7 protein-coding genes are annotated in these 6,927 nt (G+C 68.9%); 1 reads left to right on the forward strand and 6 read right to left on the reverse strand.

Going from position 1 to position 6,927, the window contains the following annotated elements:
- The first annotated feature begins 143 nt into the window (after positions 1–143).
- Positions 144–1,730, forward strand: coding sequence for a flavin monoamine oxidase family protein (locus tag AC1DU6_RS15595; RefSeq protein WP_477858155.1), 1,587 nt, complete (start codon positions 144–146; stop codon positions 1,728–1,730).
- On the opposite strand, the gene speD is transcribed toward AC1DU6_RS15595, so the two are convergent.
- The 6 genes from speD to AC1DU6_RS15625 form a co-directional block, all read right to left on the reverse strand.
- Entirely contained in the window at positions 1,688–2,074 is a 387-nt protein-coding gene (speD, locus tag AC1DU6_RS15600; RefSeq protein ID WP_457323921.1) for an adenosylmethionine decarboxylase, read from the reverse strand. The genes AC1DU6_RS15595 and speD overlap by 43 nt on opposite strands.
- Before the next feature lies 1 nt (position 2,075).
- Positions 2,076–2,333 (reverse strand): molybdopterin converting factor subunit 1, encoded by a 258-nt coding sequence (gene moaD, locus AC1DU6_RS15605; protein ID WP_394326315.1) that lies wholly within the window; start codon positions 2,331–2,333, stop codon positions 2,076–2,078.
- Positions 2,330–3,538: a molybdopterin molybdotransferase MoeA gene (locus tag AC1DU6_RS15610; RefSeq protein ID WP_477858158.1), complete on the reverse strand. Its 1,209-nt coding sequence runs from the start codon at positions 3,536–3,538 to the stop codon at positions 2,330–2,332. The genes moaD and AC1DU6_RS15610 overlap by 4 nt, the downstream gene beginning before the upstream one ends.
- The gene (thrC, locus tag AC1DU6_RS15615; protein WP_457323919.1) at positions 3,531–4,922 is read right to left on the reverse strand and encodes a threonine synthase; all 1,392 of its coding nucleotides are present in this window, start codon (positions 4,920–4,922) and stop codon (positions 3,531–3,533) included. Before thrC ends, AC1DU6_RS15610 begins: the two co-directional genes overlap by 8 nt.
- A gap of 12 nt (positions 4,923–4,934) precedes the next feature.
- Positions 4,935–6,254, reverse strand: coding sequence for a homoserine dehydrogenase (locus tag AC1DU6_RS15620; RefSeq protein WP_457323918.1), 1,320 nt, complete (start codon positions 6,252–6,254; stop codon positions 4,935–4,937).
- A gap of 23 nt (positions 6,255–6,277) precedes the next feature.
- Positions 6,278–6,927: aminotransferase class I/II-fold pyridoxal phosphate-dependent enzyme (locus tag AC1DU6_RS15625; protein WP_477858160.1), on the reverse strand; the 650-nt coding region annotated here is incomplete at its 5' end.

Genomic DNA, 6,927 nt, shown 5'->3' on the forward strand with positions numbered 1-6,927 from the left:
CTGATGCAGCGCGCCGCGGCCGACCACCACCCGGTATTGGCCGAAGAGCTGCGCGAATGGCGCTCAAACAGTGATGGCGACGATGTGAAGCCCGTGGCGAGCTGACGGGCGAGGCGACGGCGCAGGCTGCTACCCTGCCGCCCTTGCGCCCGCCCCAGCCCTCTTTTCCCCGCGTCGAAACCACCGGCCCCTCCCGCCGGGCGCTGCTGCTCGGCCTGCTGGCCGGCGGCTGCACGCCCGACGCGCCGGCCCTGCAGGGCGGCTGGGTCGGCACCCATCCCGAGCGCGGCCATCGGCTGCGGGGCGAAAGACCGAAGGCCGACGGGCCGCTGAAGACCACGGGCGTGCTCATCGTCGGCGCTGGCGTCGCCGGCCTGGCCTGCGCGCGTGCGCTGGCCCGGCGCGGCATCGACGACTTCGCCCTGCTCGACCTCGAAGACCAGGCCGGCGGCAACAGCCGTGGCCACGTGCTGGCCGGCGCGCCCTGCCCCCTCGGCGCTCACTACCTGCCGCTGCCCGGCGCCCAGGCGCGTGAAGTCAATGAGCTGCTGCACGAGCTGGGCCTGGCCCGTGAACAACTCGGCCGCACGGTCTGGGACGAGCGCCACCTCTGCCACAGCCCGCAGGAGCGCCTCTTCATCGACGGCGAATGGCGCGAGGGCCTGCTGCCGCCGCCGGAGGGCGCGCAGTCGCTAGCGCAGTACCGGCGCTTCTCCGCCCTGGTCACCCAGGCCCAGCGCGAGCTCGGCTTTGCCATGCCCAGCCACCGCGCCCGCTGGACCGCCGGCCATGCCACGCTCGACGCCCAGACCTTCGCCACCTGGCTGGACACCGCCGGCCTGAACGATACCCGGCTTCGCTGGTATCTCGACTACTGCTGCCGCGACGACTTCGGCGCCGGGGACAGCACCGTCTCGGCCTGGGCCGGTCTGCACTATTTCGCCAGCCGCCATGGCTTCCATGCGCCCGGTGACGAGGCGGCCGAGCGCGAGCCGGTGCTGACATGGGCCGAAGGCAATGGCTGGCTCAGCGCCCACATCGCCGCGCCGCTGCGCGAGCGCATCCACCTGGGCCGCACGGTGTTGCGCGTGACCGAGCAGCGCCAGGGCGTCGARCTGCTGGCCTGGAACGAGGCGACCGGCGCGCCCGAACGCTGGACCGCCCGCGCCGTCGTCATGGCCGCGCCCTTGTTCGTGTCGGCCCGGCTGCTGGCCGCGCCGCCTGACGCCCTGCGCTCGCTGAAGCAGGCCCACGCCCCCTGGCTGACGGCCAATCTCGCGTTGCGCGAGCCGCTGCTGCAGCGCGCCGGCGCGCCGCCGTCCTGGGACAACGTGCGCTACGGCAGCACCGCCCTGGGCTATGTCGACGACCGCCACCAGTCGCGCGACCCGACGCCGCGCCCGCCGGTGCTGACGGCCTACCTCGCCCTGCCCGAAAGCCAGCGTGGCGAGCTGCTGAAGCAGCCCTGGCAGCACTGGGCCGGGATCGTCACCCAGGAGCTGGCCCAGACCCACCCGGACCTGCCGGCCAAGCTCGAGCGCATCGACCTCTGCCGCTTCGGCCATGCGATGAGCATCCCCGCACCTGGCCTGCGTGGCTCGGCCGAGCTGGCCGCGCTGAACGCCCAGCGCGGCCGCGTCGTGTTCGCACACAGCGACCTGGCGGGGTACTCGGTGTTCGAGGAGGCCTACACCGCGGGCATTGAGGCGGCCGCGCGGCTCAGCCTTTGAACTGCCGTCTCGCGCGGCGCGAACGCCTTCAGCAAGGCATCGAGCAGGGCCTCGGCCTTGGCGCTGTTGTCGGCGCCGTAATTGCAGACATAGACGTCCAGCGTCACACCGCCCAGCTCGGGCCAGGTGTGCACGGCCAGATGCGATTCAGCCAGCAACACGACGCCGGTGACGCCGCTCTGCTCGTCCTTGGGTGCGAAGCGGTGGAAGAGTTCGGCGACGCCGGTGAGCCCTGAACGGGTCACTGCGTCGCGGCACAGCGCGGCGAGCGCGTCGGCGTCGCGCATGACCGCCAGCGCCGGGTCGACGCCGTGCAGGTCGGCCGTCAGATGCAGGCCCTGCACGTCAGCCTCCAGTGACGGGAGGAAAGAAGGCCAGCTCGTCGCCGTCCGACAGTACGGCGGATTCGGCGCACATCTTCTGGTTCAACGCTGCGCGCACTGCGCGACCACATGCCAGAGCCTCAGCATGGATGCCACCACGTGCCTGCAGCGACTCGCGCGCCACGGCGACGGTGCTGCCCTCAGGCAAGGTGATCGCTTCGCCCTCGCCCAGCTTCTCGCGCAGCGACGCAAAGAACCGCAGTCGGACCGTGATGCTCACGCCAGCAGCTCCGCGAACGGAATGAAGCGCACCGCGTCGCCGGCCTTGAAGGCCTGGCCGGCGGGGTTGTCGAGCAGGCCGTCGGCCCAGAACGCCGAGGTCAAGACGCCGCTGCTCTGGTTGGAGAACATCGCCAGGCCGCCCTCTTCGTCCAGACGCACCCGCAGAAACTCGCGGCGTTTGTCGGGCTTGGGCCAGTCAAAGCCGGCCGCCAGCCGATAGCCCCGCGGCGTCAGGCGCGCAGCGCCTTGCAACTTCAGCAGGAAGGGTCGCACGAGGACCAGGAAGGTCACCAGGCTGGAAACCGGGTTGCCGGGCAGACCGATGAAATGCGCCTCACCCACGCGGCCATAGGCGAAGGGCTTGCCGGGCTTGATGGCGATGGCCCACAGGTCTAGCTGGCCCTCAGCCTGCACGGCGGGGCGCAGATGATCTTCCTCGCCGACGGACACGCCCCCCGAGGTCAGGATGACGTCGGCCCGGGATGCGGCTTCGCGCAGCGCGGCGCGGGTCGCATCGAGGCGGTCGGGCACGATGCCAAGGTCGATGACCTCGCAGCCCAGGCTTTCGAGCAAGGCACGCAGCGTGAAGCGGTTGGAGTTGTAGATGGCACCGGGCGGCAGCGGCTCGCCGGGCATGACGAGTTCATCGCYGGTGGAGAACAGTGCGACACGCGGTCGGCGGGTGACGGTCAGCTCGGCGGCGCCAGCGGTCGCGGCCAGCCCGACGGAGACCGCGTCCAGCCGCGTGCCCGCAGGCAGCACGACCGAACCGGCGCGCACGTCCTCGCCACGCAGGCGCACGTTGGCGCCGGCGGTGACGGGCTGGGTCACGCTGACCTTGTCGCCCACCAGCTCGGTGAACTCCTGCATGACGACGGTGTCCGCACCCGGTGGCACATGGGCGCCCGTGAAGATGCGCGCCGCCTCGCCGGGTGGCAGCGGTGCGGGCACGCTGCCGGCGGGAATGCGCTGCGTGACAGGCAATGCCTGGCCCGCATCGGCGGCGCGCAGGGCATAGCCGTCCATCGCCGAGTTGTCGGCCGGTGGCACGTCCACCGGCGAGATCAGGTTCGCAGCCAGCACGCGGTCTACGGCAGCGCTCGTCGCCAGCGTTTCGCGTTCAGCCAGCGGCTGGACCTGCGCCAGCAGCGCGGCCAGCGCCTCGTCCAACGGGATCAGCGGCTTCCTGGGGGCTTCAGACATGGGCGTGAATGTAGGCCTTCACCTGGCCTACATCGGCCGGCATGACCTTCACGCGCTTGGGGAGTTCTTCGATGCCTTCCAGCCCGGCGGGCCGCGGCGGCTCGATGGCCAGGGCCTCGTGGATGGTTGCCGCGAACTTGGCCGGCAGGGCCGTCTCCAGCACCAGCATCGTGACGTTGGGATCGCGCTTCTCCAGCGCCACCTTGAGGCCGTCGGCGGTGTGCGGGTCGATGATGACGCCGTGCTCGGCATGGCAGCGGCGGATGGTTGCCACACGGTCGGCATGCGTGCTGCGGCCGGACACGAAGCCGAAGCCGGCGATGTCGGCATGCTCGCCGCCGCCCAGCTCGAACTGGCTGGCGCCGAAGTGCTGCTTCACGCGACCACCGTCGCGGCCGAGCAGGTCGAAGACGAAGCGCTCGAAATTGCTCGCCTTGGAGATGTCCATCGACGGGCTGGACGTCTCGTGCGTGTCGGCCGTGCTGCGCGGGCGGTAGGCGCCGGTGCGGAAGAATTCGTCCAGCACATCGTTCTCGTTGGTCGCGACAACCAGCTGCTTGACGGGCAGGCCCATCATGCGCGCCACGTGGCCGGCACAGACGTTGCCGAAGTTGCCGCTCGGCACCGTGAAGCTGATCTTCTCGGCGTTGCTCTTCGTCGCCTGGAAATAGCCGGCGAAGTAGTAGACGACCTGGGCCAGCAGGCGCGCCCAGTTAATGGAGTTGACCGTGCCAATGCGGTGCTCGCGCTTGAAGGCGAGGTCGTTGGACACGGCCTTGACGATGTCCTGGCAGTCGTCGAATACGCCATCGATGGCGATGTTGTGGATGTTCTCGTCTTGCAGGCTGAACATCTGCGCCTGCTGGAAGGGGCTCATGCGGCCGTTGGGGCTGAGCATGAAGACATTGACGCCCTTTTTGCCGCGCATGGCGTACTCGGCGGCGCTGCCGGTGTCGCCGGACGTTGCGCCCAGGATGTTCAGCGTCTCGCCGCGACGGCCGAGTTCGTACTCGAACAGCGCGCCCAGCAATTGCATGGCCATGTCCTTGAAGGCCAGCGTCGGGCCGTTGGACAGGCCTTGCAGCGCGATGTGGTCGCCCAGCCAGGTGAGCGGCGTGATCTGCTCGGTGCCGAACACTTCGGCTGTGTAGACCTTGCGCGTGATGGCGCGCAGGTCGTCGGCGGGGATGTCGTCGATATAGAGCGACAGGATCTCGAAGGCCAGGTCGGCATAGGCCAGGCCGCGCCAGCGAGTGAGCGTGGCGGCGTCGACTTTCGGGTAGGCCTTGGGCAGGTAAAGGCCGCCGTCGGGAGCGAGGCCTTCGAGCAGGATGTCGGAGAAGCCGCGCTCGGTCTGGTCGCCGCGGGTGGAGATGTACTTCATGTCAGTTCAGGCTCAGGCGAGCTCTTCCTTGCGGATGCGGACGATGGGGGCGAGCACGGTGGGCAGGCCCTGCATCTTGGCCAGGGCCTCGTTCATGCGGCCTTCCACCGTGTCGTGCGTCAGGATGATGAGGTCGGTCTGGCGCTCGCCTTCGCCCGACTCGCGCTGCAGCACGGCGTCGATGGAGATGTCGTGCTCGGCCAGGATGGTGGTGATGCGCGACAGCACGCCCGGCTGGTCGGCCACGACCAGGCGCAGGTAGAAGGCCGTGTGCACGTCGGCCATCTCGAGGATGGGTGTGTCGCTCATCGCGTCGGGCTGGAAGGCCAGGTGCGGCACACGGTGGTCGGGGTCGGCCGTGTGCAGGCGGGTCACGTCCACCAGGTCGGCGACGACGGCCGACGCGGTCGGCTCGGCGCCGGCACCCTTGCCGTAGTAGAGCGTCGTACCGACGGCATCGGCCTGCACGACGACGGCATTCATCGCGCCTTCGACGTTGGCGATCAGGCGGCTGGATGGGATCAGCGTCGGGTGGACGCGCAGCTCGATGCCATTGTCACGACGGCGCGTGATGCCCAGCAGCTTGATGCGGTAGCCGAGCTGCTCGGCGTACTTGATGTCGGTGGCCTGCAGGCTGCTGATGCCCTCGACGTGGGCCTTGTCGAACTGCACCGGCACGCCGAAGGCGATGGCGCTCATCAGGGTCAGCTTGTGGGCCGCGTCCACGCCTTCGATGTCGAAGGTCGGGTCGCTCTCGGCATAGCCCAGGCGTTGCGCTTCCTTCAGCACGGTGGCGAAGTCCAGGCCCTTGCCGCGCATCTCCGACAGGATGAAGTTGGTGGTGCCGTTGATGATGCCGGCGATCCACTCGATGCGGTTGGCCGTCAGGCCTTCGCGCAGCGCCTTGATGATGGGGATGCCGCCGGCCACGGCCGCCTCGAAGGCGACGACGACGCCCTTCTCGCGCGCCGCTTCGAAGATCTCAGTGCCGTGCAGGGCCAGCAGGGCCTTGTTGGCGGTGACGACATGCTTGCCGTTGGCAATCGCCTGCAGCACGAGGCTGCGGGCCGGCTCGATGCCGCCGATCAGCTCGACGACGATGTCGATATCCGGGTTGTTGACGAGCTGCTGCGCGTCACCGACGCAGGGCACGCCGTCACCCACGATGGCCTGGTAGGCCTTGGCGCGCTCGGCGTTGCGGGCGGACACCATCGCGATCTCGATGCCCCGGCCGGCGCGGCCGCGAATCTCGGCCTGGTTGCGCTGCAAGACGTGGAAGGTGCCGGCACCGACGGTGCCGAGGCCGATCAGGCCAACTTGAATCGCTTTCATCGCAGGGCTCTCAGGACAGGAAATCAGGAAGTGTGGCGGCGGCGGTAGCCGGCCAGGAAACGGTCGATGCGGCCAATGGCCTCACGCAGATCATCCACATTGGGCAAAAAGACGAGGCGGAAGTGGTCATGCTCGGGCCAATTGAAACCGGTGCCCTGGACGATCAGCACCTTCTCCTCGGCGAGCAGCTCGTAGGCGAACTGCTGGTCATCGGCTATTGGGTAGACCTTGGGGTCCAGCCTCGGGAACATGTAGAGGGCCGCTTTGGGCTTGACGACGCTGACGCCCGGGATCTGCGTCAGCAGCTCATAGGCCAGGTCGCGCTGGTGGCACAGGCGCCCGGTCGGCGCGACCAAGTCCTTGATGCTTTGGTAGCCGCCCAGGGCCGTCTGGATCGCCAATTGACCCGGCGTGTTGGAGCACAGGCGGAGGGACGCCAGCATGTTCAGGCCCTCGATGTAGTCGCGGGCATGGCGCTTCTCGCCGCTGACGATCATCCAGCCGGCACGGTAGCCGCAGGCACGGTAGTTCTTGGACAGGCCGTTGAAGGTGATGAACAGCACGTCATYGGCCAGCGACGCCATGGCGGTATGGGTGTTGCCGTCGTACAGCGTCTTGTCGTAGATCTCGTCGGCAAAGATGACGAGTTGGTACTTGCGGGCCAGTTCGATGA

The sequence above is a fragment of the Roseateles sp. P5_B10 genome, from assembly GCF_056400485.1.